25 protein-coding genes are annotated in these 26,335 nt (G+C 69.5%); 15 read left to right on the top strand and 10 right to left on the bottom strand.

The window, feature by feature from the left end:
- The first annotated feature begins 10 nt into the window (after nucleotides 1–10).
- The 3 genes from ACYVKL_RS12035 to ACYVKL_RS12045 all read left to right on the top strand — a co-directional run bounded on the left by ACYVKL_RS12035 (nucleotide 11) and on the right by ACYVKL_RS12045 (nucleotide 2,004).
- A complete protein-coding gene (locus ACYVKL_RS12035; protein WP_379162181.1) occupies nucleotides 11–565 on the top strand; it encodes a lipoprotein LpqH in 555 nt (184 codons plus the stop codon).
- 77 nt (nucleotides 566–642) lie between these two features.
- Nucleotides 643–1,431: a hypothetical protein gene (locus ACYVKL_RS12040; protein WP_379162183.1), complete on the top strand. Its 789-nt coding sequence runs from the start codon at nucleotides 643–645 to the stop codon at nucleotides 1,429–1,431.
- Nucleotides 1,432–1,686: 255 nt separating this feature from the next.
- Nucleotides 1,687–2,004, top strand: coding sequence for a hypothetical protein (locus tag ACYVKL_RS12045; protein ID WP_379162186.1), 318 nt, complete (start codon nucleotides 1,687–1,689; stop codon nucleotides 2,002–2,004).
- Nucleotides 2,005–2,036: 32 nt separating this feature from the next.
- Here ACYVKL_RS12045 and ACYVKL_RS12050 read toward each other — a convergent pair whose 3' ends face one another.
- Nucleotides 2,037–2,879 (bottom strand): helix-turn-helix domain-containing protein, encoded by an 843-nt coding sequence (locus ACYVKL_RS12050; RefSeq protein WP_379162189.1) that lies wholly within the window; start codon nucleotides 2,877–2,879, stop codon nucleotides 2,037–2,039.
- Between the two features lie 114 nt (nucleotides 2,880–2,993).
- Nucleotides 2,994–3,977 carry a cyclase family protein gene (locus ACYVKL_RS12055; protein WP_379162192.1) on the bottom strand — a complete coding sequence of 328 codons (984 nt, stop codon included), beginning with the start codon at nucleotides 3,975–3,977 and terminating at the stop codon, nucleotides 2,994–2,996.
- 109 nt (nucleotides 3,978–4,086) lie between these two features.
- Between ACYVKL_RS12055 and ACYVKL_RS12060 the strand changes: the two genes are divergently transcribed.
- Nucleotides 4,087–4,524, top strand: coding sequence for a T6SS immunity protein Tdi1 domain-containing protein (locus tag ACYVKL_RS12060; protein ID WP_213560051.1), 438 nt, complete (start codon nucleotides 4,087–4,089; stop codon nucleotides 4,522–4,524).
- A gap of 72 nt (nucleotides 4,525–4,596) precedes the next feature.
- Nucleotides 4,597–5,754 carry an alpha/beta hydrolase family protein gene (locus tag ACYVKL_RS12065; protein WP_379162195.1) on the top strand — a complete coding sequence of 386 codons (1,158 nt, stop codon included), beginning with the start codon at nucleotides 4,597–4,599 and terminating at the stop codon, nucleotides 5,752–5,754.
- Between the two features lie 22 nt (nucleotides 5,755–5,776).
- Here the strand turns inward: ACYVKL_RS12065 and hutU are convergent, their stop codons facing one another.
- Together hutU and hutH are read right to left on the bottom strand one after the other, a co-directional pair.
- Nucleotides 5,777–7,426, bottom strand: coding sequence for a urocanate hydratase (gene hutU / locus ACYVKL_RS12070; RefSeq protein ID WP_379162198.1), 1,650 nt, complete (start codon nucleotides 7,424–7,426; stop codon nucleotides 5,777–5,779).
- Nucleotides 7,423–8,967 carry a histidine ammonia-lyase gene (gene hutH, locus ACYVKL_RS12075; protein WP_379162201.1) on the bottom strand — a complete coding sequence of 515 codons (1,545 nt, stop codon included), beginning with the start codon at nucleotides 8,965–8,967 and terminating at the stop codon, nucleotides 7,423–7,425. The genes hutU and hutH overlap by 4 nt, the downstream gene beginning before the upstream one ends.
- A 112-nt stretch (nucleotides 8,968–9,079) precedes the next feature.
- Between hutH and ACYVKL_RS12080 the strand changes: the two genes are divergently transcribed.
- A complete protein-coding gene (locus ACYVKL_RS12080; protein WP_379165697.1) occupies nucleotides 9,080–10,015 on the top strand; it encodes an SAM-dependent methyltransferase in 936 nt (311 codons plus the stop codon).
- Here ACYVKL_RS12080 and ACYVKL_RS12085 read toward each other — a convergent pair.
- On the bottom strand, nucleotides 9,994–10,980 hold the full coding sequence (locus ACYVKL_RS12085; protein WP_379162204.1) for a hypothetical protein: 987 nt from the start codon (nucleotides 10,978–10,980) through the stop codon (nucleotides 9,994–9,996). The two genes, ACYVKL_RS12080 and ACYVKL_RS12085, sit on opposite strands and share 22 nt — an antisense overlap.
- A 184-nt stretch (nucleotides 10,981–11,164) precedes the next feature.
- Here ACYVKL_RS12085 and ACYVKL_RS12090 point away from each other — a divergent pair, with 184 nt between their 5' ends.
- The 3 genes from ACYVKL_RS12090 (at nucleotide 11,165) to ACYVKL_RS12100 (ending at nucleotide 16,567) form a co-directional block, all read left to right on the top strand.
- Nucleotides 11,165–14,899 carry an arabinosyltransferase domain-containing protein gene (locus tag ACYVKL_RS12090; RefSeq protein ID WP_379162207.1) on the top strand — a complete coding sequence of 1,245 codons (3,735 nt, stop codon included), beginning with the start codon at nucleotides 11,165–11,167 and terminating at the stop codon, nucleotides 14,897–14,899.
- Between the two features lie 30 nt (nucleotides 14,900–14,929).
- The gene (locus ACYVKL_RS12095) at nucleotides 14,930–15,787 is read left to right on the top strand and encodes an aldo/keto reductase (RefSeq protein WP_379162209.1); all 858 of its coding nucleotides are present in this window, start codon (nucleotides 14,930–14,932) and stop codon (nucleotides 15,785–15,787) included.
- A gap of 114 nt (nucleotides 15,788–15,901) precedes the next feature.
- Nucleotides 15,902–16,567 (top strand): esterase-like activity of phytase family protein, encoded by a 666-nt coding sequence (locus tag ACYVKL_RS12100; RefSeq protein WP_379162212.1) that lies wholly within the window; start codon nucleotides 15,902–15,904, stop codon nucleotides 16,565–16,567.
- 73 nt (nucleotides 16,568–16,640) lie between these two features.
- Here the strand turns inward: ACYVKL_RS12100 and ACYVKL_RS12105 are convergent, their stop codons facing one another.
- Nucleotides 16,641–17,780, bottom strand: coding sequence for an alpha/beta hydrolase (locus tag ACYVKL_RS12105; RefSeq protein WP_379162215.1), 1,140 nt, complete (start codon nucleotides 17,778–17,780; stop codon nucleotides 16,641–16,643).
- Between the two features lie 171 nt (nucleotides 17,781–17,951).
- On the bottom strand, nucleotides 17,952–18,731 hold the full coding sequence (locus ACYVKL_RS12110) for an MBL fold metallo-hydrolase (protein WP_379162218.1): 780 nt from the start codon (nucleotides 18,729–18,731) through the stop codon (nucleotides 17,952–17,954).
- A gap of 144 nt (nucleotides 18,732–18,875) precedes the next feature.
- On the opposite strand from ACYVKL_RS12110, the gene ACYVKL_RS12115 reads away from it, so the two are divergent.
- Nucleotides 18,876–19,154: a hypothetical protein gene (locus ACYVKL_RS12115; RefSeq protein WP_379162221.1), complete on the top strand. Its 279-nt coding sequence runs from the start codon at nucleotides 18,876–18,878 to the stop codon at nucleotides 19,152–19,154.
- On the opposite strand, the gene ACYVKL_RS12120 is transcribed toward ACYVKL_RS12115, so the two are convergent.
- The 3 genes from ACYVKL_RS12120 to ACYVKL_RS12130 all read right to left on the bottom strand — a co-directional run bounded on the left by ACYVKL_RS12120 (nucleotide 19,082) and on the right by ACYVKL_RS12130 (nucleotide 20,584).
- Nucleotides 19,082–19,516 (bottom strand): hypothetical protein, encoded by a 435-nt coding sequence (locus ACYVKL_RS12120; protein WP_379162224.1) that lies wholly within the window; start codon nucleotides 19,514–19,516, stop codon nucleotides 19,082–19,084. The two genes, ACYVKL_RS12115 and ACYVKL_RS12120, sit on opposite strands and share 73 nt — an antisense overlap.
- A gap of 65 nt (nucleotides 19,517–19,581) precedes the next feature.
- Entirely contained in the window at nucleotides 19,582–19,920 is a 339-nt protein-coding gene (locus ACYVKL_RS12125; protein WP_379162227.1) for a PNPOx family protein, read from the bottom strand.
- 49 nt (nucleotides 19,921–19,969) lie between these two features.
- Nucleotides 19,970–20,584: a TetR/AcrR family transcriptional regulator gene (locus ACYVKL_RS12130; RefSeq protein ID WP_379162229.1), complete on the bottom strand. Its 615-nt coding sequence runs from the start codon at nucleotides 20,582–20,584 to the stop codon at nucleotides 19,970–19,972.
- 173 nt (nucleotides 20,585–20,757) lie between these two features.
- Here ACYVKL_RS12130 and ACYVKL_RS12135 point away from each other — a divergent pair, with 173 nt between their 5' ends.
- From ACYVKL_RS12135 to ACYVKL_RS12155, 5 genes are all read left to right on the top strand, one after another.
- Nucleotides 20,758–21,693 (top strand): metal-dependent hydrolase, encoded by a 936-nt coding sequence (locus tag ACYVKL_RS12135; protein WP_379162232.1) that lies wholly within the window; start codon nucleotides 20,758–20,760, stop codon nucleotides 21,691–21,693.
- Nucleotides 21,693–22,832 (top strand): DUF7802 domain-containing protein, encoded by a 1,140-nt coding sequence (locus tag ACYVKL_RS12140; RefSeq protein ID WP_379162235.1) that lies wholly within the window; start codon nucleotides 21,693–21,695, stop codon nucleotides 22,830–22,832. The genes ACYVKL_RS12135 and ACYVKL_RS12140 overlap by 1 nt, the downstream gene beginning before the upstream one ends.
- Nucleotides 22,833–22,841: 9 nt before the next feature.
- Nucleotides 22,842–23,684: an acyl-CoA thioesterase gene (locus tag ACYVKL_RS12145; RefSeq protein ID WP_379162238.1), complete on the top strand. Its 843-nt coding sequence runs from the start codon at nucleotides 22,842–22,844 to the stop codon at nucleotides 23,682–23,684.
- A 103-nt stretch (nucleotides 23,685–23,787) separates the two neighbouring features.
- Nucleotides 23,788–25,200 carry a serine hydrolase domain-containing protein gene (locus ACYVKL_RS12150; protein ID WP_379162240.1) on the top strand — a complete coding sequence of 471 codons (1,413 nt, stop codon included), beginning with the start codon at nucleotides 23,788–23,790 and terminating at the stop codon, nucleotides 25,198–25,200.
- Between the two features lie 86 nt (nucleotides 25,201–25,286).
- The gene (locus ACYVKL_RS12155; protein ID WP_379162242.1) at nucleotides 25,287–26,306 is read left to right on the top strand and encodes an AraC family transcriptional regulator; all 1,020 of its coding nucleotides are present in this window, start codon (nucleotides 25,287–25,289) and stop codon (nucleotides 26,304–26,306) included.
- Nucleotides 26,307–26,335 lie beyond the last annotated feature (29 nt).

The following is a 26,335-nucleotide window of genomic DNA, read 5'->3' on the forward strand; positions in this document are numbered from 1 at the left end:
AGGAATGACCATGAACAGCAAGCCGATCCGCCTCACCACCGCCGTCCTGACCGCGACCGCCGCAGCGGCACTGCTGGTGACCGGTTGCAGCTCCACCGATTCCAAGTCCGGCCCGGCCGCCACCTCCGCGGCCACGTCGACCGCCGCGGCGCCGGGCAACCAGGCCCCCGCCGGCGGCTCGTCGTCCGCCTCGGTCGACGGCAAGGCGATCAGCGGCAAGTTCGAGACCACCTGCGCCAAGCAGGGCGGCAATCTGGCGCTGGCGCTGGCCGATCAGAGCAACGCCACCTACGGCACGCTCGCCGCGAGCGCCACCATCACCGGCGACAGCACCGTGCAGGCGGTCGGCATCACCGGCACCAAGGGCGGCGCGAACGGCCAGCCGTACGCGGTGGGTTTCGGCAACGGGATGCCGGGCGGTTCCGCCAAGGTCACCAAGAGTGGCAACACCTACACCGTCTCGGGTGAGGGTGTCGGCGGCGTCGATCTGTCCAACCCGATGGCCGGCCCGAAGACCGAGAAGTTCGAAATCGTCTTCGCCTGCAGCACCGTCGTCGGCGGCTGACACTGAACCTTGTTCGCCCCGCTCGTGCCGTCGGGCACGAGCGGGTCCACCCCACACGACTCGATTCGGAAAGCACCATGAAGAACCAAATCCGTTACACGGTCCTCGCTCTCGGCCTCCTGGCCGTCGGCTACTACGTATGGCACGGCCTCACCTCCGACGACGTCTTCGGCTGGGTCGGCCCGCAGATGGCGTTGCCGATCATCGCCGTGACCATCGTCCCGATCGCGTTCGCCTTCACCGGCGACGGCATCATCTCGGCCTTCACCGGCAACAACAGCTCCGAGTTCCGCCACGGCCTGGTGGGTCTGGGCACCGTGGAGGGCGTCCGCCAGACCGGCGTCTACCTCAACGAGCAGCCGCAGGTGCGCATCGACTTCCGGGTCGAGGGCGCGGACGGCAAGGTATTCGCCTCGCACGCCAAGATGATCGTGCCGCTGACCCAGCTGGCGCTGCTGCGGCCGGGCGTGGTGCTGCCGGTCCGGTATCTGCCCGGCAATCCGGACAAGGTCGAGGTGGACCTCTCGGGTGACACCTCGGCGGCGCAGGAAGCCATGAACGCGGCCATGATCCGCAAGGGCTTCACCACGCCCGCCAAGCTCGATATCGCCCGCCGCGGCGTGTCCGCGCAGGCCGTGGTGCGTTCGCTGTCGGTGCCCGGCGAGATCCGCGACGGCTACACCCGGCTGGACCTGGTCCTGGTGGTCACCCGCCCGGACGGCACCACCTTCGAGACGCGGACCGAGAAGTTCCTGCCCCCGACTGCGGTCGCGCTGGTTCAGGTCGGGCGCATCGTGGGCGTGCACTACCTGCCCGAGAACGAGCAGGAGGTGGTCCTGTCCCTGCCGGTCAACACCGCCAACTAGCCATGCATACCGAATTTCCCAGAGCCGCAGGCGCAGTCGCCGGCGGCTCTTTTCCATGTCCGGAACCGTCACGGCCCAATTTCCCGGTGATCACAATAATCCGGAAACGACCTGCCACGAACCCCTTTCTGGTACGCATGATCCAGCGACCAGGTTGCCGAATTGAATTCGAAATGCACTTCTACCAGCACGGAAGAAGGAGCGATGAGAATCAGGCGATTTACCGCAGCCGCCGTTCTCGCAGTGGGAGCAACGGTGATCACGGTCGGCACGGCAGCTGCCGACCCCGCACAGGCCGATTCCGGACCGGGCATCACGGTCCAGGTCGACGAACTATCCCCCACGCCACCGGCCGCCGATACGGGCGCGCAGCCCGTGGACGACCTGGACACGATACGTCAGTGCAATGCCATCCTCGGCGCCCTGATCGGCGGCGTCATCGGTGGCAGCGGCAGCGCCCTGCCCGGTGCGCTGATCGGCGCCGGCATCGGCGCGATCATCGGCTGGACCCTGCTCACCCCGCCCGGACCTCCGCTGGGGTGCTGGCAGCCGGCGCCGGCGCCGACGACCTGACGGCCGCGGCGGTCCACCTCGGCGTCACGCATTCACGGGCGTGCCGCCGGGGTTGCGCGTGGGGTGACGTCGAGGCGGAAGCCCGTGGGTGTGGTCGCGGTGTGAGTGCGGAAGAACTTGGTGAAGTTGGCCGGGTCGTCGAAGCCGAGGCGGCGGGCGCAGTCGGCGGTGGTGGCGGCCCCGTGGGCGAGTAGCCGTTTCGCTTCGAGGATGACGCGGGCGTTCACGTACTGCTTGGCGGTGGCGGCGGTGGCGGTGTGCACGGTGCGCGAGAGGGTGCGCGGGGAGCAGCCGAGTTGTGCCGCGTACCAGGAGACTTCGCGGGTTTCGGCGTGGTAGCGCTCGACGAGGCGGGCGAAGCGGCCGAAGAGATCGGTGCATCCGGGCACCGCGGGCAGGGCCGCGGCCAGCCGGAGCGTCATCGCGCCGAGGAGGTGGCCGAGGACCGCGGGGTCCGGCCGGTCGGCGGCGTATTCCCCGGCCAGGTGGTCGAAGGCGGTGTCGGTCAAGGTGTTCGCGGGCACGATCGGGGGTGTCGACGGGAGCCGGCCGAGGGCCGCGGTGGGCACGAGGTCGGAGCGGACCAGGACGAGATCGCCCTTCAGGTCGGCGATGTCGTCCCAGCGGTGGGTCCAGCCCGGGTGGATCCAGGCGATGGTGTCGGCGGTGAGGTCGTGTTCGGTGAAGTCGACGGTGAGCCGCCCGCTGCCCGCAGTGCAGCGGGCCAGGACGTGGAAGTCGCCGCGAATCATTTCCCGGCCCGCCGCGACCGGCATGCCGCGTAGTCGGTCGAAGTCCAGCAGTTCGAGACCGGTGGGTGCACCGGCCCTCGGCGCGTACCGCGGCGTTCGACTGGGTTGTCCGCTTTCGACCATGAGCGTTGCCGAATCTACCGGCCCGGACCACGTTTGGGGCCCATACCGACGACGCAAAACAAACCAACGGGCACGATCCAGCGGCTCCGGCGGCGAAAGACGCTCCGGGCCCGCCTATTTGATGGCAATCGGGCTGATCGGCGTCCCCACCGCGCCCGGAATCCGCAGCGCGGGCGCGCACAGCAGGAAGTCGTACACGCCGTCCTCGGCGCAATCGCGGGACAGCGCTTCCAGGTCCCAGATCTCACCGAGCGGCATGCCCATGTCGCGCAGCGCGAGCATGTGCAACGGCATCATCACCCCGTCCTCCGGGCGGATCACCTCCACGGCCGGGTTGTCCGCGGCGACGGCGGCGATATCGTGCTCGTGCAGCCATTCCGCGCACCGCCAGCTCAATCCGGGACTGCCGGAGAACCATTCGCCGTGCCGGCGGGTTTCGAGGAAGCGGGTCCACCAGCCGGTGCGCACCACCAGGATGTCACCGGCCAGCACGTCTACACCCTGGGCCGCGGCCACGGCGTCCAGCTCCTGCGGGCTGATCACGCTCGCCGGTTCGAGCCGATCCACCCCGCGGTGCCGGGCCACGTCGAGCAGCACGCCGCGGCCGACCACGCCACCGTGCTCGGCGATCCGCTCGATCCCCAGCCGGGTCGCGCCGAAGCTGGTGACCGCCGCGGCCGGGTACCCGTTGTAGAGCAGCCCGTCGTAGTACACGTGCGAGAGCGCGTCCCACTGTGTCGAGGATTGCAGCGGCATCATGATGTAGTCGTCGTTGAACCGCATCGGGCCGTGCCCGTACAGCCCGGCGACCTGCGCCTCGGTGGCGCCGCCCCAGCCTTCGAGAAATCCGGCAAGCTCCGCGTCGCCGCCGTCGAGCGACATCAGGTGGATGGGGTTGCGCCGATAGCCGCTCGAGCCCTGCGGCCCGTACGCGTCGATCGGGATGCCGAGCTGAATGGTGCGGCCCTGGCGGGCCCGGGTCGCCGCGTAGGCGATGCGCTCGGGGGTGAGGTGGTTCAGCGCTCCGAGCTGGTCTTCTTCGCCCCAGCGCCCCCAGTTCCGCACGCGCTCACCGGCTTTGCGCCACTCTTCGGTCACCGGACTCCTCCACTTCGACGGGTCGCTCGATGTCTACCCGCTGCGGCGGAACCTGTCGAGGCGGCGTCCGTCGAATGGGCGTTCCGGTCGCTCTGGTTGGATGGGCGCGGTGACCAGCGTTCCCTTCCGTCTCATCGGCGACCTGCGTATGGACCGGGTGATGCCGGCGTGGGCCGAGCAGTTCCCGCCGTACGACACCGTGGTCGGCTACTCGGATCTGGGATACGCGTTCCTGCTGAGCAGCCGCACCGGCGAGTACGGCATCTTCGACCCGTACAGTCCCGGCGTCAAGGACTACGGGGTTTTCACCGAGGTCACCGAATTCGTCAGCCAGGTGCTGTTCGACCCGAACGTCATCACCTACGTGCTGCAGCCGGGCCATGTCGCCGAGATCCGGCGGCGGCTGGGTCCGCTGGACCCGGACGAGGTGTACATCGCCACGCCGTATCCCTTCCTGGGCGGATCCGAGTCGCCGGATTCGTACCAGAAGGGCGGCGTCTGGGTGTTCTTCGACCTGGTGGCGCAGGCGCACGAACAGGATTCGTGAGCAAGCTCCCGTCCTGCGGGTCGGCCGAGCGGTATGGTCGGGTCGTCGTGACACCGAAAGGGAGTGATGGCCATGCCGATTCGTCGCAGGCTCGCGGTCGCGGTCCGGCGGGCGGCACTGGCCGCGGGCGCGCTGAGCGCGTGCGCCGCCCTCACCGCGACGGCCGCACCGGCGGTGGCCGACAGCGCCGACCTCGGACGGCTCTCCGGTCTCGAATTGCTCGACCGCGCATGGTCTTTCGACAACGCCGCGATCTCCGTGGGCTTCACGTACTCGACCGTCGATCAGCGGGACAACCGGGCCCCGGCGAGCGCCGCGCTGTATCTGCCGCCGGGTTCGCCGCCCGCGGGCGGCTGGCCGCTGGTGGTGTGGGCGCACGGCACGGTCGGGATCGGCAATGACTGCGCGCCGTCGCACCGGCCGCAGTCCGAGCGGAATCGCACCTATTTCAACGCGATTCTCGAACACGGCTATGCGGTGCTCGCGCCCGACTATCAAGGCCTCGGCACCGGCGGCAGGTTCAGCTACTACAACGCCACCGTCGAGGGCCGCTCCCTGCTCGACGCGGTCACCACTCTGCGCGGGCTGCCCGTCCCGGTCTCGCAGCACTGGGTGCTCATCGGCCAGTCCGAGGGCGCGCACGCGGTCATGAGCGCCGCCGCCCTCTCGGCCCGGAACCCGGTCTCCACACCGGGACTCACCGGGGTCATCGCCACCGGCCTGCGCACCGATCCGGCGACCAGCCTGCGCGAGATGTTCCGCCGCACCTCGACCGGCTCCGCGAATCAAGTGGGGTACGCGGGCTACTACCTGGCCACGCTCGAGGAACTCGAGCCGGGCAGCGTCACCCCGTACCTCTCCGACTTCGGCCGGCAGTACGTGGAGAAGGCTGCCACCGAATGCCTTTCGGCCCTCGTGGCCGATGCCGAGGGCCGCCGTCCCGCGGCCCTGGTCGCCGACCCCGACAACCCGACGCCGACCTTCGAGTCCGCCATCCGCTCCCTGGTCTCCTACCAGGAGGATCTCGTCCCGGCCGATCTCCAGATCGGTTACGGCACCGCCGATATCGACGTGCCTCCGACCGACACGCCCGCCTACGGCACCCGGTTGCAGGCGCACAACCCGTGGTCCAAGGTCACCGTCACCGCCTACCCCGGCCAGGATCACAGCGGCGCGTTCCTCGCCTCCCTGCCCGATGCGCTGACCTTCCTCGGCACCCACCTGCCCTGAACCGTGCGATCGGGCGGTCGATTCACCCCTCCCCCATCGGAATCCGGATGCCCTGCTCGCCGGCGACCTGCTCGGCGCGCGGATATCCGGCATCCACGTGGCGGATGACGCCCATGGCCGGGTCGTTGGTGAGCACCCGCTCCAGCTTCTGCGCGGCCAGCGGCGTCCCATCGGCGACGGTGACTTGCCCGGCGTGGATGGAGCGCCCCATACCGACCCCGCCACCGTGGTGAATGGACACCCAGCTCGCCCCGGAGGCGGTGTTGACCAGTGCGTTGAGCAGTGGCCAGTCGGCGATGGCGTCGGAGCCGTCGGCCATGGCCTCGGTTTCGCGGTAGGGCGAGGCGACCGAGCCGCAGTCGAGGTGGTCGCGGCCGATCACCAACGGCGCGCTCACCTCGCCCCGGGCGACCAGCTCGTTGAAGCGCAGTCCGGCGGCCTGGCGTTCGCCGTAGCCGAGCCAGCAGATGCGGGCGGGCAGGCCCTGGAACGCGACCCGGTCGCGGGCCAGCCGGATCCAGCGGGCCAGCGATTCCTGTTCCGGGAACAGGTCCAGGACGGCCCGGTCGGTGGCGGCGATATCGGCCGGATCACCCGAGAGCGCGACCCAGCGGAAGGGTCCCTTGCCCTCGCAGAAGAGGGGGCGGATGTAGGCGGGCACGAAGCCGGGGAAGTCGAAGGCCCGCTCGTATCCGGCCAGCTTCGCCTCGCCGCGAATCGAGTTGCCGTAGTCGAAGACCTCCGCGCCCCGGTCCAGGAAGCCGACCATGGCGCCGACGTGCAGGGCCATGGATTCGCGGGCGCGGCGGGTGAATTCGTCGGGTTTGCGGCCCGCGTAGTCGTCCCAGTCCTCGAGCGCGATGCCGATCGGCAGGTAGGTGAGCGGGTCGTGGGCCGAGGTCTGGTCGGTGACGATGTCCACCGGGATCCCCCGGCGCAGCAGTTCGGGCACCACCTCGGCGGCATTGCCGATGAGTCCCACCGACAGTGGCCGCCGCGCGGCCTTGGCGGCGAGCACCCGGGTCACGGCGTCGTCGATGTCGTCGGCGATCTCGTCGAGGTAGCGGGTCTGCAGGCGGCGGCGGGCATGGCGCGGATCGCATTCGACGCACAGCGCCACCCCGCCGTTCATGGTCACGGCCAGTGGTTGCGCGCCGCCCATGCCGCCCAGACCGGCGGTCAGGGTGAGAGTTCCGGCGAGGGTGCCGCCGAATCGCTTGGCGGCCACCGCAGCGAAGGTCTCGTAGGTGCCCTGGAGGATGCCCTGGGTGCCGATGTAGATCCAGGAGCCGGCGGTCATCTGTCCGTACATGGTCAGTCCGGCCGCCTCCAGCCGCCGGAATTCCGGCCAGTTCGCCCAGTCCGGAACCAGATTCGAGTTGGCGATGAGTACCCGGGGCGCCCATTCGTGGGTGCGCAGGACGCCGACGGGTTTGCCGGATTGCACCAGCAGCGTCTCGTCCTCGCGCAGGTCGAGCAGGGTGCGGGCGATGGCGTCGAAGCAGGGCCAGTCGCGGGCGGCCTTGCCGGTGCCGCCGTAGACGACCAGGTCCTGGGGTCGCTCGGCCACGTCGGGGTCCAGGTTGTTGTGCAGCATGCGCCAGGCCGCCTCGGTCTGCCAGCTGCGGGCGGTGAGCGTGCTGCCGCGGGCGGCGCGGACGGTCCTGGTCATGCCGAAACCCCTTGCCCGAGCAGGTGATCCATCGCGCCGGACCCGACCAGTTCGGTGACGGCGGCGATGTCGGGAGCGAGGTGGCGGTCGGGCCCGGGTCCGGGCACCCGGGTGCGGACCAGGTCCCGCAGCTCCGCGGTCACCGGCGCGGGCTGCAGCGGCGCACGGAAGTCCAATGCCCGTGCGGCGGTGAGCAGTTCGATGACGAGCACCGTCGTCAGCCCGTCGATCGCGCGCCGCAGTTTGCGGCCCGCCGTCCAGCCCATGGACACGTGGTCCTCCTGCATGGCGCTGGAGGGAATGGAATCCACCGAGGCGGGCACCGCGCACCGCTTCAGGTCCGACACCACCCCGGCCTGCGTGTACTGCGCGATCATGTAGCCGGAGTCGACGCCCGGGTCGGCGGCCAGGAACGCGGGCAGCCCGTGGGAGCGGTGCACGTCCAGCATCCGGTCGGTGCGCCGCTCGGCGATCCCGGCCACGTCGGCGGCGGCGATGGCCAGGAAGTCGAGCACATAGCCCACGGGCGCGCCGTGGAAGTTGCCGTTTGACTCCACCCGTCCGTCGGCCAGCACGACGGGATTGTCTATGGCGGAAGCCAATTCGCGGTCGGCGACGGTCTCGGCGTGGGCGAGGGTGTCGCGGGCCGCGCCGTGCACCTGCGGCGCGCAGCGCAGCGAGTAGGCGTCCTGCACCCGCGGGCAGTCCTCGCCGCGGTGGCTGGCCACGATCTCCGATCCGGCCAGCGCGGCCCGCATGTGCGCCGCCGACACCGCCTGCCCGGGATGCGGCCGCAGGCGTTGCAGGTCCGCGGCGAAGACCCGGTCGGTGCCGAGCAGCGCCTCCACGCTCATCGCGGCGGTCAGGTCGGCCAGGTCGAGCAGCCGGCGCAGGTCCGCGGCGGCGAGCACCAGCATGCCGAGCATGCCGTCGGTGCCGTTGGTGAGCGCCAGGCCTTCCTTCTCCGCCAACGTGATCGGGGTCAGCCCGTGTTCGGCCAGCGCGGGCGCGATGGGGCGCGGGCCGTGCGGGCCGAGCACCGAGCCCTCGCCCATCAGCGCCAGCGCGACCGCCGCGAGCGGGGCCAGATCGCCCGAACAGCCCAGCGAACCGTATTCCGGCACCACCGGAATCAGTCCGCTGTCCAGCAGGGCGGCCAGTGCGCGGGCGGTCTCGGGCCGCACCCCGGTGTGCCCGGACAGCAGGGTGCGCAGCCGCAACAGCATCATGGCCCGCACCACTTCGGGTTCGACGGCCGCGCCGGCGCCGGCGGCGTGCGAGCGAATCAGCGAGCGCTGCAGGTCGATTCGCCGGTCCGGGGGTATGTGCCGCAGCGCCAGCGCCCCGAATCCGGTGGACACGCCGTACACCGGCCGATCGCTGTGCGCGAGGTCGTCGATCTCGCGGCGCGTCCGGGCCAGCGCCGCCAGCGCCGCCGCGTCCACGTCCACCCAGGCGTGGTGGCGGGCCACCGCCACCACCGCCGCCCGTGTCAGGGGCCCCGCTCCCACCGGTACCCGCTCGGTTCCGATTCGCGTCATGGGCATCATTCTGTCGGGTTGCCAGTAAGCTGCGCGTTTCCCTCTGGGGCGCGCCGCCGATTGTTACCATCGGCGTGGATGTCGAGGGAGGTGCGGTGTCTGAGCACAATCGATCGTCGCGTCCATCGATTTCGATCCCGTGGTGTACGCCCACAGCAATGCGTTGCTGACCGGTGCGCCGGGCGTGACGCCGATCCTCGCCGACATCCGCAAACCAGACAAAGTTCTCGAATTGACCAGTAGTGAAGCCGGAATCGACTTCTCGCAACCGGTCGGCTCGAGCAGCCGGCCGCCCAGTCTCTCGCTGACGGCCACCGCCACCACCGACGCCCTGCACGTCATGGTGCAGTCGCTGCGCGCCGGGCTGGCGGGCAACGCCCCCTTCGCCAAGGTCGTCACCGTCGGGCACTCGCTGACCTCGAGTACGTCGATCATGGAGGCCATCGGCCATCACGACGTGGACGGCGTACTGCTGACCGGCTACTCGCACATGCTCAGCGTCCCCGACGTGCTCGGGGTCATCAGCAGCTACTACCCGGCCGCCGACGATCCCGGATTCGCCGGGCGCGGTTACGATTCCACCTATCTGGTCACCCGTCCCGGCGCGCGCGCCGCCGACTTCTACGGCTTGAATCCGGACCCCCGGGTGGTCGCCCTGGACGAGGCCACCAAGGAAACCTTCTCGCTCACCGAGTATCCCGACGGGCTGCTGGCCACCCTGCCCGGCGAGACCAGCCTGATGACCGCCCTGGTTCTGCTGGTCGACGGTAGCCACGACCGCATGGTCTGCGGGGCGGGCTTCGCCGCCTGCGCCGACAGCGCCACCCTGCAGGCCACCGAGAGCCCGTTCTTCCCACCGGCCACACGACTGCGCACGTACGTGCTGCCCGACAGCGGCCACGCCATCAACCTCGCCCCGAACACCCGCGATTACCACGCCGTCGTCATCGACTGGATGAAGTCGGTCGTGGGCTGTGCCTCAGCGACATCGAGCGCCGCGGTATCGGTCGCGCGACCGACCGGCACTCAGCCCGCGGCGGCCAGGTAGGCGTCGCGGGCGACCATGGCGTCGGCGATCACCCGGGGGCGGCGGCCCAGTCCGCAGGCGCTCGCCACACCGTCGACCGGACGCCCCAGCGCGGTCTCGATCGTGCGCAGCGTCTCGATTTGCACTGTCTCGGTGTGGCTTTCGTGCACGAGCCCGGCATGGAAGCGAGTTCCGGCGGGCAGCCTCAGACCCGCCAGCGGCGCGTAGCAGGCCGGGTCGGTGGACGGCGGGATGTCGCCGGCCGCCAGCGGGCCGTGCACGAACTCCAGGGGTCGCCCCGAAGGCCACTGCCGGACAATGGAATTCGCCAGCATCACCAGCGGTTCGGTGTTCCGCAGGGTGGTCCGAGCCTTGTTGTTCATGCTACCCAGGCACAGGTGCACGCCGATGCGGGTACCCGGCGGGGTCGCCGCTGCCATCTCGGCGACCCCGCGACCCAGACCCAGCGCGGCTTCGACGGGCCGGTGCAGGGGCTGGGCGGTGGCCATCAGCACCATTTCGGCGGTGGCCTCGAACTGGATGACCACGTCGTCGCCGGCCAGCGCACGAATGGCTTCGACATCGCGAATACTGGCGTCCTGGAGCGCCTTCCGGTGTCTCCACACCCCGCTGCGGCCCATGGTGATGAAGGCCATCGTGAACGCGGTGGGCATGCCGATCTGCAGTGACAGTTCGGGTAGATCCCGTTCCGCGCGCAGGGCCCGGAAGATCGACAGTGCCTCCTCGGCCTCACCCAGGTAGCCCAGTTCCATCAGGTCCCCGGTCAACCGCACGCCCCGCGCGGCGCGGTGAATGGTGCGCTCGTGGCTGGAGCGCCACGAACCGCTCCGCTTCACCTCCAGCACCCCCTGCGCCACCAGGTCCGCGACGATCGGCTGGATGTACCGCTCGTAGCGGCGAGTCTCTCCGGTCGGCAGCGTGCGTAGCCGGCGGGCCGGCGCCGTCCAGCATCGCCCGCATCGCATCGCTCGTGCTCTCGGCCGGAAAGCTACCGACGAAGTGCACATTTCGCGCGCTCATACCGTGCATCGTAGATCTTCGAACGGGCAGGTTGCGGGTGTTCCCGTGGCGGAAACCCCGCCCGTCACCGGGGGCTTGGCGAATAATCCGCGATGAGTTTCGCGGATGGTGTGGCTAGCATCGGCATTCGTGCGTTCAGTTTTCGGGGGAAGTTTTCATATTCGACTGATCGCCCTCGTGGCGGGGGTGCTCGGTGTCGTTCTTGCGGTGCTGGTGCCGCTGCTGCCGGTACGTCAGGACCGGGCGAGCATCGATTGGCAACCGGCACAGGCGCTTCAACTGACCGCACCACTGGTGGACTATGTCCCCCTGTCGATGGACCTCCGAATCCCCTGCGCCGCACTGCGCGACGTGCCGACCGGGACTGTCCTGTCCACCGCGCCCACCCAAGCCCCCGGCGCCGCCGCCAAAGCCCTGATCGCGCGCGTCGAAGACCTACCCGGCAGCGGGCGCACGTTTTCGGTGACGCTTCGGAACATTCCCCTGATCACCGCCTCGGTCTTCCAGATGACCGGCATCGGAACGGCTTCCGACGCGGCGATCACCACACCATCGGCCGTCACGACCACGACCGGAAACACACCGACGCCCGCGCCCGGGGCCGCACCGCCGGACACGAAACCGGCCGCGATGACCCCACCGACAGGATCCGCCCCGCCCGCGGGCTCGAAGCTGCCCCAAGGCGGAACACCGCCTGCCGGTCCGACATCGGCGGATGGTCCGACCCAACCCGCAGGGCCGACTCCGCCGACCGGTCCGACACCTCCTCCCGGCCCGACCGCACCGACGGGGCCCACGCCACCTGCCGGTCCGACACCGCCCGCCGGGCCCACACCACCGGCGGAGCCGACACCACCGGCTGGGTCGACGCCACCTACCGGGCCCACACCCCCGTCGGCTGCCACACCGTTGCCACCTGCCGGTAGCACCGACTCGGGCAGCGGCACCACCTCGGTGCCAGGCGTCGGGGCCGGATCGACGCCGAACATCGTGCCGCACAATGGTTGCGACGCACTCGTCGTGCATTCGACCGCGAGTGGGACGACCGCGGAGCTGACGGGGCTCGGCAAGCCGGACGGGAAGCCGTTCCGGGCTGCGCTCACCGAGGACGTACGGCCGCAGATCGTGGGCGTGTACACCGATCTGGATCGGGCTCGGCTGGGGGATGCGTCGCTGCACGCCGAGGTGGATTCGCGGTTCTCGTCGCGGCCGAGCGCGTGGAAGCTGGCGGCGATGGCAGGGGCGGTGCTGTGCACGCTGGTCGCGTTGGTCTGCCTGTATCTGATGGATGCGGCGGATGGGCGGCGCAGGCGGCGATTCCTGCCCGCGCAGTGGTGGCGGTTCACGCTCACCGATGCGGTTGTGGTGGGGACGCTGGGTATTTGGCACGTGATCGGGGCCAATACCTCCGATGACGGCTACATCCTCACCATGGCGCGGGTGTCGAAGTCCGCGGGCTATACCGCCAATTACTACCGCTGGTACGGGGTCGCGGAAGCCCCCTTCGGGTGGCCGTACGAGCTGTTGGCGCAGATGACCCGGTTCAGCGATGCCAGTGTGTGGCTACGGTTGCCCGCGCTGCTGGCGGGAGTGTTGTGCTGGTGGGTCATCAGCCGGGAGGTGCTGCCGCGCTTGGGTTCCCGGGTACGGTCGGGCGCGGCGCCGCGATGGACCGCCGCGTTGGTGTTCCTGGCCCTGTGGCTGCCGTACAACAACGGTCTGCGGCCCGAACCCTTCATCGCCTTGGGCGCCCTACTGACCTGGTGTTCCATCGAGCGCGCCATCGCGACGCGACGGCTGCTGCCCGCCGCGGTGGCCGTGCTCGTCGCGGCCTTCTCGCTGGCGGCAGGTCCGTCCGGATTGATCTGCCTGGCCGCGCTTTTCGCCGGTTCCCGGCGGGTGCTGTTCGTCCTGGTCGCACAGGTGCGAGCCGCGTCCGGCGGGTTCCTCGGCTACCTCGCGCGCATCGCCCCCGTGCTGACGGCCGGCACGCTGGTCCTGACGGTGGTCTTCGCCGATCAAACCCTGGCGTCGGTGGCGGAGGCCACCCGGGTGCGAAAGCTGGTGGGCCCGGACTTCTCCTGGCCCGATGAGCCGGCCCGCTGGATCTCCCTGCTGTCGCTGACCCCGGACGGTTCCCTGTCCCGCCGTTTCGGTGTGCTCGCGATGGCGCTCTGCGCGGCGGTGTGCCTCGCGGTGGCGCTGCGCAAGGGCGGCCGGATTCCGGATACCGCGCGCGGCCCGGCGGCCCGGGTGCTCGGTATCGCGGTGATGTCGCCGCTGCTCATGGCCTTCACCCCGACCAAGTGGACGCATCACTTCGGCGTCTACGCCGGACTGGCGGGTGCGCTGGCGGCGGTGACGGCGGTCGCGGTGGGCGGCAGCGGTATTCGGCTGCGGTACCTGCGCACGCTGTTCGCGGCGGCGGTCCTGTTCCTGGTGGCATTCTGCTGCACCGGCTCGAACGGCTGGTGGTACGTCTCCGGGTACGGGGTGCGCTGGCCCGATCGCGCACCTCAGCTGGGCGGCGTCGGCCTGGCCTCGCTGATCTTCGGCCTGGGCGCGCTGTGCCTGGCCGTGGCCGCCTGGCAGTACTATCGCGAGCCGTTCCGGTCGGCCGGAAATGGCACGGCGACCGCATCTTTCGACCGCGTCGCGGTCCGTCCGCTCACCGTCGCGGCAGCCGTCCTCGTGGCATTCGAGGTCGCGACCATGGCATCCGCGGCCTGGACCCAGTATCCGGCCTATTCGGTCGCCCTCTCGAATATCCTTGCGCTGGAGGGTAAACCGTGCGCCTTGGCCGATGACGTCCTGGCGGAAACCGACACCGCGAATTCCCTCCTACAGCCCTACACCGGTTCCGCGGCCGACGGACTCGCCGCCGACAACGCCGGATTCACGGCCAACGGAGTCGGCGATCTCGCCCCCGACGGCGGAGGTCCCGGTGGCGGCCAGGGCGGCGGTGCGGGTGGCGGCCGAAAGCAACCCGCTCCCCCGCCCGGCGGCAAGCCCGACGCCGAACCCGGCATCAACGGCAGCACGGCCGCCCTGCCCTACGACCTGGACCCCAAACGGACACCAGTCCTCGGCAACTACACCACCGACCACCCCCGTCCCGCCCACCTGACCACCCAGTGGTATCGCATGGACCTGGCTGCGGCACAACAGGATTCCGGTTACAGCGTCTTGGTCCTGACAGCGGCCGGCCATATCGCGGGCGAACGGGATGGCCACCCCGTGGACGGCGCCCGCCTGCGCGTCGAGTTCGCGCACCGCGCCGACGACGGCACCGTTCAAACCCTCGGCGACCTGACCCCGCCCACGGTCGGCGGCGCACCCGGCTGGCGGAACCTCCCGATCGCACTGGACCGAATCCCCGCCCACACCAATGCCGTTCGGCTGACGGTGACCGCGGACGACCCCACCGGGAAGCAGTGGCTCGCCATCACCCCGCCCCGCCTCCCGCGCCTGGCCACCGTGGACGCGGTCGTCGGCCACGACACCCCGGTCCTGACCGATTTCCATGTCGGCCTGGCCTTCCCGTGTCAGCACCCGTTCGACCACCGCGACGGTGTGGCCCAGCTGCCCGCCTGGCGCATCCTGCCCGACAAGCTGAACGCCCAGGTCGCCGACACCTGGCAGGGCGATTCCGGCGGCGGCCCGCTCGGCTGGTCGGATCTGCTCGTCCGCGCCCATCCCGTCCCCGCCTACCTGAATCACGATTGGACCCGCGACTGGGGCGAACTACAGCGGCTCACCCCGTACGTCGACGCCTCCGCCGCCCCGGTCACGGTCCGGGTCGAGACCCGCTGGGGCTGGGCGGACGATGCCCCCGTCCGCGCCGACCCGGCCCGGTCCCCGTAGCCCGCGCGGCGGGAAGCCTATAGTCGATCGATGACCTTTCGAAGCGAGAGCAGCACGGTCCCGTCGGCTCTGCTGAACGACGGAAACGCCATTCCGACGTTGGGTTTCGGGGTGTTCCAGGTGGCCGACGCGGAAGCGTTCGATGTCGTCACCGCCGCGCTCGCGACCGGCTACCGCAGTATCGACACCGCGGCCATCTACGGCAACGAGGTCGAAGTGGGCCGCGCGATCCGCGAGTTCGGCCTGCCCCGCGACGAGGTCTCGGTGACGACCAAGCTGTGGAACGCCGAGCAGGGCTACGACTCCACGCTGCGCGCCTTCGACGACAGCATGAACCGCCTGGGCCTGGACTTCCTGGACCTGTACCTCATTCATTGGCCGGTGGCCGCGGCCGACCGGTTCGTGGACTCCTTCCGGGCGTTGCAGACCCTCAAGTCGCAGGGCCGCGTCGGATCCATCGGGGTCTCCAACTTCACCCGCGACAACCTGGCCCGGGTCATGGGCGAGACCGGTGAGATCCCCGCGGTGAACCAGATCGAACTGCATCCCCACCTGGCCCAGACCGAACTGCGCGCCTTCCACGCCGAGAACGGCATCGCGACCGAGGCCTGGAGCCCGCTCGGCCGGGGCACGGACCTGAAGGATCCCGCTGTCGTGGAGGTCGCCGGCGAGACCGGCCGCTCTCCCGCCCAGGTCATCATTCGCTGGCACCTGCAGCTTGGCAATCTGGTGATCCCGAAATCGGTGACCCCGTCCCGCATCCGGGAGAACTTCGACGTCTTCAGCTTCGAGCTGACCCCCGATCAGATGCACCGCATCTCCGCCTTGGATCAGGGCACCCGCATCGGTCCCGACCCGGACGTCTTCACCTACGGCCTGGACGTCTGACCAGGGTTTCCGGAGTCGGTCTGCTGAGCGGGACGATCTCTGGCTCACCAGGGTGCGGGTTCGGACGCTTACCGGGAAGCAAGGCTTCCTCGTAACGAAAGGGCCTTCACCCCAATGAAGTTCGCACGCCTGAGCATCGTCGCCTGCGCCGTGACCGTGGGCATCACCGCCCCGCTGCTACCACTGGATTCGGCGGCGCCGAGCCGGGCGGAGTCCGGTCTGGGCATCCGCTACGTCAATTCCGTGGTGGTGTCGGACGATACCCAGTTCGGCGGATTCAAGGTGGGCGGCCTGTCGGGCATCGACGGTCCCGCCGCCGGACCCGACGTCGAAAGCCGCGCCCGCCTGGTGCAGATCCACCACACCACCGGCGCGGATCTGGCCGAGTACATCTACCCCGTCGACAAGGTCGCCCCCGGCGCCCTCCCGATCGCAACCGGTGTCGCCGAGATCCTCTCGATCGACGCCGACCGCTATCTCACCCTGGAACGCAGCCTGATCCCCGGCAAGGGCTTCACCGCCCGCATCTACGAGACCTCGACCGCCGGCGCGGACCCGGTCACCGGCCAGGCCGCCGCGCCCGCCTCGGCCAAGCCGATGTCCAAGCGCCTGCTGTTCGATTTCGCCGCCAACGGCGTGGATCCCCAGTGCACCGAGGGCATGACCTGGGGCCCGGACCTGCCCGGCGGCGCACGCTCCCTGGTCCTGGTCTCGGACAACAACTTCGGTCAGGCGGGCAAGACGGCCTTCCATCTCCTGGCCGTCGACAACGCACGCTGACCGCGCGGAGCCTCTCGCCGAAAAAGCCCGCCGCCGACCGGAAAAGCCGGTCGGCGGCGGGTTTTCGGTTCCGCTAGTTCTGCGGCGGCGGGCCGCTCGGCGGCTGACCGCCGCCGGGGCCGTTCGGCGGTTGCGCGCCGCCCGGACCGTCACCGGGCGGCGGAGTCGGTTGCGCGCCCGGGGGCAGTGGCTTGCCGATGTGCTGGGCCAGGTCGGGCAGCATGCGGTTGGCGACCTGCTCCCAGTTGCCCCAGTTGTGCACACCGATGCTCGGGAAGTCGTAGCTGACGTTGTCGTAGCCCAGCGTCTGCAGGCGGGACTGGAAGGCCTTGGTGTTGGCCAAGGCGATGCCTTCCAAGGGCATGCCCTGGATGACGGCGTCCGCCGAGGACAGGTCCTGCTGGGCCGGAACCCCGCTGCCCGCCGCGATGTAGAGGCGGGTGTTGTTCTCGATCAGCTTGGGCGCGAAGCCGTACGGGTCCATGCGCCGCCATTTGGCGCTGTCGGCGCCGGCCATCGAATCGATGTTGTAGCCGCCCGCGGCGAGCAGCGCCAGGCGCAGCGCCTCCCGCATGCCGGGCGCGGCCATCGACAGGTAGCCCGACATCGAACCGGCGTAGACGAACTGGTCCGGGTGGTAGGCGGCCATCAGCAGGGCCGCGCTGCCGCCGCTGGACAGGCCGAAGATGCCGTTGCGAGAGTCGCTGAACCCCAGGCGATCCCGCAGCGCGTCCCGCAACTCCTGGGTGAGGAAGGTTTCCCACCGATAGGTGTAGGACTTGCCCGAGGACTCGTCCCAGCCCGCGATCGCCGAACCGGAGTCGCGGCTGGGGAACAGCGCGGCGTCGGGGTTGACGCCGCCGAAACTGCTGGGGGCGTCCCAGTCCTGATAGAAGCTGGACTCGCCGCCGACCGGCAGCACCACGTTGATATTGAATTTGGCCAGGGCGGCGGGGATCTCGGTGTGCAGCTCCCAGCCGTTGTAGTCGTTCTGGGCGCGCTCGCCGTCGAGCAGGTACACCACCCGATCGGTATTGCCGTCCGCCGCCCGCACGATCCGGGACTTGATCGACCCCATGCTGGAGTCGACATAGAAATCGAATGCCTTCGGATTCGGCTCCGCCGCAGCCGGTCCCGCCGTCCCCACCGCGAACGGCACGACGGCGGCCACCGCGGCCCCGACCAGGCCCCGCTTGGCCCATCCACCCCGCATATGTTGTTGTCGCCTTTCTGTTCCCACGACCGAGCCGTCCCACGACCGAACCCGGCCGCTCCCCTCGATCTCCCCCGCTCGCCGTTCCCGGCGCGGCGGTCCACCGGGCAGCATATCCGGTGCGTGGTCCACGGTCGCGCCGAATACCGTTGCGGCCCAGCCGGGATCGAATCAGGCGGTGGCGACGGCGTGCGCCAGCATGCCGGCGTCGTGCGCGCACACCATCAGCAGGTCCGGCCCGCTCGCCCGGTACAGCTCGGCCAGGCGCGCCTGATTGGCGTACATGACCGTGCGGTCGTGGGCGAGCAGGTACTCGGCCAGCGCGTGCGGGCGCGGCACTGTCGACCCGTCCACCCGGCCCGGGTGCAGGAAGGCGTCGCCGCAGTGCAGCACCCAGCGGTGACCGGCGTCGACGGCGACCGCGGCGTGCCCGCGGGTGTGGCCGGGCATCGGGATCAGCACGATGCCCGGGCTGATCCCGGTCATCTCCTGCGCGGTGAACCCGCGCCAGCTCTCCCCGTCCGGCGCGTATTCGACGATCTTCGGCCCGTGCGCCCACTGCCCGGGCCGAAACCGGGCGCGCTCACGCCAGGACGGCTCGTGGATCGCGCCCAGCGCCTCGGCCGCGGTGAGGTGCAGGGTGGCGTCCGGGAAGTCGGCGAGCCCGCCGATGTGGTCGCCGTCGAGATGGGTGGCGATGACGTGGCGGACATCCTCGCGCCGGAATCCGAGGTGCTCGAGCTGCCGCACCGCGGTCTCGGCGGGATCGAGCACCGGTCGATTGAATCTCCGCGAGATGCCCAGACGCCCTGCGGGATCGGCGATATCGGCCAGTCCGAAACCGCTGTCCACCAGCACCAGACCGTTCTCGGTCTCGATCGCCAGTACGTGACAGACCAGTCTCGCGGACGGCAGGCGCACGGTGCCGCAGTTGAGGTGGTGAACCTTCATGAAAGGGAACCCCTTTCGAGTCGGAGAGAGCTGTTCGCCGTTGCCGACACCTAATCAGATCGGCGACCGCCGTACCCCGAAGATCTTGTTAACCGAACCGAAAGGCCCCTTGCCAATCCTGATCTCCGAGAGAAATGGGTGGGCATGGAGGTGTTGATTCCGATCCTGGGTGTCTTCCTGGTCGGACCCCGGGTCGAGGCGGCGGACGCGGGACACGCCAAGGCCATGGTCAGCCCGCACCTGATCGCCGCGCACATCGCGGGCAGGGTGCCGCAGTGGAGTCTGGTCGGCAATGAACTGCTCGCCTACGCACCGGCGGGAGTATTCAAGGACCCGAACATGATTCCGGGCTACGCGGGTCCGTTGATGCACGTGGCCGATCTGCTCGGCCCGGTCGATTTCTCCGGGCCGTCCGACCGCTGATCGCCACTACCGGTGGACTGTTCGGCCGCTTCGACGGTGAATTCGGCACTGCGCCCGCGCGCATCCAACCGGCCGTCGCCCCAGCTGGCGCTGCCGTAGGCATCGATCTCGATGGCATACGCACCGGCGGCCAGCGCCGGCGGCAGCTCGACCGAGGCCCGATCCAACCCGTCGACCAGTCCCAGATAGGTACGGGCCGAAGGGGATCGGAGCGCCACCAGGAATATGCGCGCGGACTCGAATCGAGGACATGCGGCCGCGTTCGCGATCCACCGCACTCGCAGTGATCGATGCGCCGGATCGGTGAAATCGACGGTCACGCCCAGCACGAACGGCTGCTCGACTCCTGACCGGGATTTCACCGCCGCCTCCTCGCCACCTGGATCCTTCTACGATCCAGGCTGGCACGCTCCCGGATCCGAGGCAATCAGTCCAGCGTCACCCGCACGCTGACCCGGCCGTTGTCGCGCTGCGTGACCGCGTGGCCACTGCGATCGACCCCGTCGAGGTGCAGCGAGATCGGTCCACCCTCACCCTGGAAGTTCCGCCACCAGGTCTTCTTGTCCGGCATGGCGACCCCGATCACGATGTCGTCCCCGGACCGCACGTACCCCACCGGAATCGAGAACGTCTTACCCGACCGCCGGCCCTGGTAGGTGATCACGACCAGCCCACGCCCGACGAACGATCCGATCACCGGAAGCTTGGTCAACGCCACCATGCCCGCATTGAAACCGTTCCCGATCAGTGCCACAACATTTTTCATGGTCCTGCCCTCCTTGTCGGGGGCACGGTAACACTCGGCGCGCGGCGACCTAGTTCATGACGGTGGTCTGGGCGATGATCGCCGAGCCCATCCAGCGGCGCAGGTAGCGCCTGAGCTCGGCGTCGTCGCGGGGTGGGTTGCCCGGGGAGATGAAGAAGGACTGCATGGTGCGGAGCAGGTATTCGACCAGTTCGCGCAGGGATCGGTCGTCGTAGCCGTAGTGGCGCCAGTCGACATCGAAGCGGTTGATCATGGTGATGCCGAAGTCCTGGGCGGCCTCGGAGGTGATGCCGGCATGGTCGACGCTGGAGGAGGTGGCGGTCAGCATGATGCCCAGGTGCGGGGTGCGGCGGACCTCGGTGAGGGTGTAGACGATGGCCTCGGTCATCGCCTCGACCGGATCGGTCATGCCGCGGACCTGGACGGTCAGCCGGTCCAGGAAGCCGTCCACCGACGCGATGGCCGAGGCCCGCATGAGGGCGTCGGCGCTGGGGAAATAGCGGTACACCGTCTGCCGGATCACGCCGAGGGATTCCGCGACGTCGGCGATGCTGATCTCCGCGCCCGTGCGCGCGATCAATTCGACTGCGGCCGCGACGATTCGAGCCGACGCCTCCTCGTCGTTCTCCGGCGGACTTCCGCCCCAACCGCGCCTGCGTGCCACGGCCCGACCGTAACACGCGGGAGCGTGGCCCTCGGCCCGTGATGCCTCTGAGCTGCGTTTTCAAATCATACACTTGTACGCGCCTGTGTATGTTTGTATGTTCACAGCGGCATCGGAGCGCGCAACCGGGCCACCGGACCCATCCCCTTCCGGAAGACGAGGAATCGCCCGATATGACTGATCTGATTGTGCGGAAGCTGACTTTCGCGTTCGAGCAACACGATGTGCCGTTCCTCTGGAATCCCGAGAACCCGGCCTTCTCCAGCATGGCCAACGCGGTGTCGTTCCTGGCCATCGGTTTCGAGAAGATGATCGTGCAGATGATCACGCAGGCCAAGAGCCAATTCACCGACCCCGAGGTGGCCGAGGAAGCGGACGCCTTCATGCGGCAGGAGGGGCAGCATTCCACCGCCCACCGCCAGCACGTGCGCGGTCTGATCCGCAACTACCCGGGCCTGCAGGAGACCCTCGACGAGGTGGTCGGCGAATTCGACAAGCTCACTGCCGAGAAGCCGCTGAAGTACCGGCTGGCCTACACCGCCGACCTGGAGGCCACCTTCACCTCGGTGTTCAAGCTGATGCTCGACAACGAGGCCGCGCTGTTCCGGCCCGGCGACGACCGGGTCGCCTCGCTGTTCATCTGGCATTTCGTCGAGGAGGTCGAGCACCGCAGCTCCGCGCTCATCATCTTCGATTCCCTGGTGGGCAGTGACCTCTACCGGATGCGGGTGGCGCCGTCCATCTTCCGGCACGTGCTGCGGATCATGCGGATCGCCTGCGCCGGCTTCAACAAGCATGTGCCGCTCGAGGAGCGGCAGATCGACGCCATGTCGATGTTCGCGACCTACCGCTCCCAGCAGCTGCTGGGCAAGGTGCTGCCCCGCTTCGCCAAGCCTTACGCCGGTCCCGGGCCGCGCGCCTTCGACGACCTGCCGATGGGCGAGCAGCTCATCGCGCTGCGCGGCGTCATCCGCAGCCAGCTGCCCAATCACAAACCCGTGCACGAGGCCACGCCCGCGCTGGCCGACGTCTGGTTCAAGCGCTACCAGGAGGGTTACGACGTCACCCGCTGGTACACCGCCGAAACCTCCGGGGCGGAGGCGAACTGATGGCCGACCATTGCGCACCCACCTTCGAGGGGCTCGCCAAATCGCTCGGCTTCTCGTGTGAGCAGGCCGGCGGCCTGGTCGAGGTGAGAAACCCACTGGCCCTGGAGAACTGGACGCTGCCGGTGCTGGAGCTGACGGTGATCCTGGGCTCGGTGCTGGCCCTGGCGTGGGCGATCATGCGGCTGCGCCGCCACGGCGACCCCACCAATCTGGTGCTGTGGTTCGGCGCGACCGCCTACCTGTTCGTCATCGAGCCGCCGCTGTATTTCCCTGCCGCGTTCGGCATTTCCGGTCACGTCGACACCATGTTCGCGCACAACGTGTTCACGGTGGACTTCCTGTGGGGACGGCTGCCGCTCTACATCGTGGCGATCTATCCGTTCATGGCGACCATCGCCTACGAAATCGTGCGCATGCTGGGCGTTTTCCGCTTCGGCGCGCTCGCCGGGGCCACCTGCGTCGGCTTCGTGCACCACGCGTTCTACGAGATCTTCGACCAGCTCGGCCCGCAGCTGCGCTGGTGGGAGTGGACCACCGACAATCCGCTCAACCAGCCCATGTTCGACTCGGTGCCGCTGCCCAGCGTGGTGGTCTTCGCCGCGCTGTGGCCGATGTCGCTGGCGTTCTGCGTCTACCGTTTCGTCGGCCGCCGCGTGGACGCGGGCGAGCAGTTCACCGGTCTCCAGTTGGTCTGGCGCACCCTCGTGATCGGGCTGGCGGCCTCGGCGGGCACGTTCATCCTCCCGCTCCCGGCCACCGTGCTGGGTGCGGGCAGCATCACCGTCCGCGGCGTCATCTATGCCCTGGAGCTGATCGTGCTGTCCGTGGCAGCGGTTTGGCTGATGTACCGCGCCTGGTCGCAGCAACGTCAGGCGGAAACCCACTACGACAATCGCTTCGTCCGCTTCTATGCCGCGTTCTACCTCATCGTTTTCGGCGTTCTGTGGGCCACCGCGCTCCCGGCCTTCTTCGATGCGAAGAACGGGGTCACCGCCAACGGCGACCCGATCGGCAACCTGCCGTACACCCTGGCCTGCTTCGCCGTCGGGATCGCGTGCGTGGCAGCGGTTTCCCTGCGGCCGGCGGCGGGATCCCACGACGCGGGACTGGCTCCGGCCCTGCGGGGGGAGGGCAGTTAACATTCGGCCATGGCTGGTGGAACCCACATGTGGCCGGTCGTCGATCTGGCGGACCTGCTCGACGTCCTCGATCTGACCGATGCCGGGCCCGGCCGATTCCGGGCCCGCAATGTCACCTCGACGCTGCCGACCACCCTCGGCAGCCAGACCCTCGCGCAGGCCGTCGTCGCCGCCGAGCGCACCGTGCCGCACATGGCGGTGCAGTCCCTGCACGGGGTCTTCCCGCGCGGGGGCTTCGCGGATCGCGAGGTCGACGTGGAGGTCGAGACCGTTCAGTCCGGCCGGGCGCTGGCCACCGTACAGGTGTCGTTCCGGCAGGACGGGCGCGAACACGCGCGCGTGCTGGCCATGCTCAGCACCGACGAGCCCGACTTCCTCGACCACGCCGCACGTCTGCCCGACGGAATTCCGGGCCCGGACGACTGCGCCGAACTGCCCTGCGCCCTGCTCCCCTGGGAGGTGCGCACCGTGGGCGGCGCCGACGCGCTCGCCCTCGAACTCTCCGGTCCGCCGACCCTGGACGTCTGGATGCGCTGCGACAAGGCCCCCGACGAGCCCACCCTGGGCCGCGCCCTGCTGGCCCACGGCAGCGAAGGTTTCCTCGGCCCGGTCGCCATGCGCCCGTATCCGCAATCCGAGATCGCCCGCCGCGGTGGCCGCGGCGCAGCCGCCATGCTCACCCAGACCGTCACCTTCCATCGCCCGTTCTCCCTGCATGACTGGCTCCTGATGCGGTGCGAGAGCAACTTCGCGGGCAGCGGCCGCATGCACGGCCGGATTCAGATCTTCACGCGGACAGGCGATCTGGTCGCCTCGGTGGACACCCAGGGCCTGATGCGCAGCGCCGCCTGACCCCGCGGCGACGGGGGGCAAACCGGACAAGGACGGGTGTCCGGTCGGCCACGCCGGCGAAGGGCCACCGCACGACACCCGCCTGCGAGTATGTTCTGGCGGCATGCTCAGATCAGTTCGCCGCCAAGGCAATCGCGGTCCCGTGATGCGGTTCGGCGCGGCCGTGGCCGTGATCGGTGTGCTCGGCTCGGTGGGGCCACTCCCGCTCGCGACGGCCGATGACGCGGGCCCGCCGGCGATTTCCAGCGCGCAGGACCTGCTGGCGGCGATTCAGGGCGGTCGGCTGCTGGGCGTGCCGCCGCTGCCGGACGTGATCGCGGGCAGTGCCGCCGATCTGGCCTCGCCCGAGTTCTGGTCGAACTACGTGCGCGAGGTGGTCACGAACAACAAGGTGCTGCTGCCGATCCCGATCGACGTGGTCAAGCCGGATGTGGTGCTCCCGCACGTTCCGGTCGCGTCCGGTGGCTACGTGTCGGCGCTGCCGTCCGCGCCGATCGATCTGCTCGGGGTGACCTACGAGTGGGCCGGCAGGACGAAGACCGTCGCCGACTTCCTGCACGACGCCGGGACCGATGTCATCGAATTCGCGCACGACGGCACGCTGGTCGCACAGTATTTCGCGAACGGCTGGTCCGACGGCACCGCGCACCAGGCCTGGTCGACCACCAAGTCGTTCGTCTCGACCCTGGTGGGCATCGCCGTCGACCAGCACCTGATCGCCTCGCTCGACGATCCGATCGAGACCTATGTTCCCGATCTGGCCGGTACCGCATGGCAGGGCGTCACCATCCGGAACGTGCTGGAGATGCGATCCGGTGTGCACTGGGACGAGCACACCGAGGAGCTCGCGCAGAACACGCAGGTCGAGGAGTGGATCGAGCTCGCGCTGGACTATTACACCGACGGCCGGTCGGGCAAGACGCGCAACGAGTTCCTGCGGTCGCTGCCGCGGTCCGAGCCGCCCGGCGACCACTTCAACTACAACAGCGCCAACACGCAGGTGCTGGCCTGGATGCTCGAGAGCATCTACCACCAGCCGTTCGATCAGGTGCTCTCCCAGCAGTTGTGGCAACCGGCGGGGATGGAAGCCTCCGCCGACATCATGACCGACCGGGTCGGAGCGGCCGTCGCCTCGGAGGAGCTGTTCGCCCGACCTCGTGACTTCGTGCGGCTCGGGGAGCTGATGCGGAACGGCGGCCGCACCCCGGACGGTCGTCGGATCGTGTCCGAGCAGTGGATCACCGCGGCCACCACCGGAATGAAGCCGGCCAGCGACGCCGGGGACGACACCGTCGGCGGCTACGGCTTCCAGTGGTGGAGTGGGGCCACGCCGGATGGCTTTCAGGCCAACGGTTTTCAGGGCCAGTACATCACGGTCGCCCCGTCCGCGTGCGTGACCGGGGTCCGATTGGCGCACACCCTGCAATTGAGCACGGACCTGAAGTTCGCGGGTCAGGGCAATGACGAGTGGCATGCGCTCTACCGCGCGGTGCTGTCCCGGCTCGGCGGCTGTTGAGGCCGGGCACTGGTGAAACCGACGCCGCAAACCTAGATTGGACAAGTGACCAGGTTTAGCGGCAGTCGGTGCGGGGTGCCGGCGCGGTGAGTACCAGGCTGGATCTGCCCACCATTCCCCCCGCGATACTGGGCGGGCTCGTCGAGATCGGCGCGCGGGAAGCGCACGACGTCGGGCAGTGGTTCACGGGCACCGGGCTGACCGCGGCCGATGTGCTCACCGCGGACTCGATCAAAGTGTCCTTCCGGCAGGCCGCCACGATCCTGCGCCGGGCGATCGCGGCCATGCCCGGCCGGCCGCTCGGCATGCAGGTGGGCGGACGCGACGTGCTGCTGACCATGGGCATGCTGGGGGTGGCCATGCGATCGGCCGCCACGGTCGGCGAGGCCGTATCGATCGGTCTCGAACTGCATCAGGCGTCGGGCACCCTGATGGACGTCGAACTCGAACGCGACCACGACACCGCGGCGCTGCGCCTGCACGAACGCCGGCCGGAACCGGAGCTGATCAGCTTCCTCTGCGAGGAAATACTGTGCAGCACACTGATTTTCATTCGTTCCGTGGTCGGAGCGGACTGGTCGCCCACCCGGGTCGAACTGAGCTATCCCCAGCCGCCGTACGCCGGCCACTACGAGCGGTTCTTCCGATGCCCGGTCGAATTCGCCGCCGAGACCAACCGGGTGGTATTTCCCGCGGCGGCCCTGGCCCTGCCGTTCGCCACACACAGTGAGCCGACCCGGATGATCGCGGTCGACGCCTGTCGCCGGCTGCTCGACCTCGGGCGGCGGGAACCGGACGTGGTGGTCGTCGTCGAGACGCTGCTCGAGCAGAACCTGCGCCGGCCCTTGACGATGACGGAGGTGGCCGCCCGGCTGCACGTCACCGAGCGGACGCTGCGCCGCCAGTTGACCGCCGCGGGTGAGAGTTTCAGTTCGGTCCGGGATCGGGTGCGGGAGCGGCGGGCCACGTATCTTCTCCGCGAATCGGCCCTGCCGGTCTCGGCGATCGCGCACCAGCTGGGGTACAGCGACATTCGCGAGTTCCGCCGCGCCTACATCCGCTGGACCGGGCAGGCGCCCAGTGCGGCGCGCGGCATGCCGGTGTAGCGGGGGCGCGGCGGCGGCGCGATTCGCCC

The sequence above is a fragment of the Nocardia tengchongensis genome, assembly GCF_054781395.1.